The sequence below is a fragment of the Pseudomonas sp. SDO5591_S426 genome (genome assembly GCF_054070755.1).
The window spans coordinates 1-2519 of the sequence record NZ_JBSVXD010000368.1 but is presented as its reverse complement, the minus strand read 5'-3'; the positions used below and the strand labels follow the sequence as shown (position 1 = coordinate 2519).

3 protein-coding genes are annotated in these 2519 nt (G+C 59.9%); 2 read left to right on the top strand and 1 reads right to left on the bottom strand.

The window, feature by feature from the left end:
* Positions 1-53: 53 nt before the first annotated feature.
* Positions 54-1448 (bottom strand): class II fumarate hydratase, encoded by a 1395-nt coding sequence (locus ACW9JC_RS30005; protein WP_457459578.1) that lies wholly within the window; start codon positions 1446-1448, stop codon positions 54-56.
* 190 nt (positions 1449-1638) lie between these two features.
* Between ACW9JC_RS30005 and ACW9JC_RS30000 the strand changes: the two genes are divergently transcribed.
* Together ACW9JC_RS30000 and ACW9JC_RS29995 are read left to right on the top strand one after the other, a co-directional pair.
* Positions 1639-2163 (top strand): DUF2059 domain-containing protein, encoded by a 525-nt coding sequence (locus ACW9JC_RS30000; protein ID WP_150704430.1) that lies wholly within the window; start codon positions 1639-1641, stop codon positions 2161-2163.
* Positions 2164-2175: 12 nt separating this feature from the next.
* Positions 2176-2475: a BolA family protein gene (locus ACW9JC_RS29995; RefSeq protein WP_150704429.1), complete on the top strand. Its 300-nt coding sequence runs from the start codon at positions 2176-2178 to the stop codon at positions 2473-2475.
* Positions 2476-2519: the final 44 nt, after the last annotated feature.

Genomic DNA, 2519 nt, shown 5'->3' with positions numbered 1-2519 from the left:
GTATTTCTGTAGGAGCTGCCGCAGGCTGCGATATTTTCGCTGCAATGCAAATCTTAGCCTTTGGCCCCAGCCTCCAACATATTCTCCGGCCTTACCCACGCATCAAACTCTTCATCAGTCAGATACCCCAGCTGAAGTGCAGCTTCGCGCAAGGTCAGCCCTTCGCTGTAAGCCTTCTTGGCAATCTCCGCCGATTTGTCATAACCAATGTGCGGGTTCAACGCCGTCACCAGCATCAAACCTTGCTCCAGATGCTCAGCCATTTTCCCGGCGTCCGGCTCCAGCCCGGCGATGCAATGCTGCTGGAAGTTACTGCAGCCATCGGCCAGCAGACGGATCGATTGCAGCAGGTTGTGGATGATCACCGGTTTGAACACGTTCAACTGCAAATGGCCCTGGCTCGCAGCGAAGCCGATGGCGACGTCGTTGCCCAACACTTGGCACGCCAGCATCGACAGCGCTTCGCACTGGGTCGGGTTGACCTTGCCGGGCATGATCGAACTGCCGGGTTCGTTGGCCGGCAGTTTCACTTCTGCGAAACCGGCGCGAGGCCCGGAGCCCAGCAGGCGCAAGTCGTTGGCGATTTTCATCAGCGTCACGGCGAGGGTTTTCAGCGCGCCGGACAGCGTGGTCAGCGGTTCGTGACCCGCGAGGGCGGCGAACTTGTTCGGTGCGGTGATGAACGGCAGGCCGGAGAGGGCTGCCAGTTCAGCAGCGATGGCCTCACCAAAACCATGCGGCGAATTCAACCCGGTGCCGACCGCCGTACCGCCTTGGGCCAGTTCACACACCGCTGGCAGGGCGCTGCGGATTGCCCGTTCGGCGTAGTCGAGTTGCGCGATGAACGCCGAGATTTCCTGGCCGAAGGTGATCGGCGTGGCATCCATCATGTGCGTGCGGCCGGTCTTGACCAGTTTCATGTGGCGCGCCGACAGCTCCGCCAGACCGCCCGAAAACTCGCTAATCGCCGGCAGCAGGTGCTGCTGCACGGCCTGGACAGCGGCGATGTGCATGGCGGTGGGGAAGCAGTCATTGGAGCTCTGGGAGCGATTGACGTGATCGTTGGGATGCACCGGCGACTTGCCGCCACGCGGGTTGCCGGCCAGTTCGTTGGCGCGGCCGGCGATCACTTCGTTGACGTTCATGTTGCTCTGGGTACCACTGCCGGTCTGCCAGACCACCAGCGGGAACTGATCGTCATGCTGGCCTTCGAGCACTTCGTCGGCGGCTTGTTCGATCAGCCGGGCGATGTCGGCAGGCAAATCGCCGTTGCGGTCGTTGACCCGAGCCGCGGCTTTCTTGATCAGCGCCAGGCCATGCAGCACCGCCAGCGGCATGCGTTCGTTGCCAATGGCAAAGTTGACCAGTGAGCGTTGCGTCTGAGCGCCCCAGTAGGCTTCATCCGGGACTTCAACCTGGCCAAGGCTGTCGGTTTCGATACGGCTCATCGGTCACACTCCTGTAGGTGATTGCGCAGTTTAGGCCGTGATCGACGGCCGGGGTTCCATCAGTCTCGATTCTGACCATTGAACCCCTCTAAATCAGGCGCGACAAGGCTTGGGGTTGAGTGACACACTTTTTTAGGCGCAGAATGGACGTCCTTGGGGTTTTACCTCGCCTGCTAGAAAAGGAAACTCGATGACTCGTCTTCGTGCCATCTGTACCGCGGTTGCATTGGTTTGTGCCAGCGGCCAGGTTTTTGCCGATACCGCCAGCCACAACGCCAGTGCCGAGGCTTTCCTGACCCTGGCGCATGCTGACAAATTGGGCACTCCGGTGTACATGCAGGTTCAGCAGATGTTTGCCCAGCGCTTCCAGCAAACCAAAGCCCCGGAATCGAAAAAAGCCGTACTGGAAACCTACCAGGCCAAGGCTAACGCCGCGCTGGACCAGGCCATCGGCTGGAACAAGCTGAAACCGGACATGGTCAAGCTCTACACCACCAACTTCACCGAATCGGAGCTCAAGGACCTGGTTGCGTTCTACCAGTCTCCACTGGGCAAGAAAGTCCTGGAAAAAATGCCGCAGCTGACCCAGCAATCGGCCCAGATGACCCAGGCCAAGCTGGAAAGCGCGGTGCCTGTGGTCAACAAACTGTTGGCTGACATGACTGCCGAGCTGGAGCCGAAAGGCGCCGCCGCACCAGCCAAGAAAAAGCCTTAAGCGGAGTTCGGTATGACCATGCAACAACGCATCGAATCGACGCTTGGCCTGCTTCAGCCCCAGCATCTGCAGGTGCTGGATGAAAGCCACATGCACAGCCGCGGGTTGCAAACCCATTTCAAGGCTGTGGTGGTCAGTGAGCAGTTCGAAGGCCTGAACCGGGTCAAGCGCCACCAGAAAGTCTACGGCACGCTCGGCGAGCTGATGGGCGAGTTCCATGCGTTGGCGCTGCATACCTACACGCCAGAGGAATGGGCACAGATCGACGCGGCTCCGGCCTCGCCAACCTGTGCTGGCGGCAGCAAGCATTAAGCTCAAAAGATCGCAGCCTGCGGCAGCTCCTACGGGAATACGCA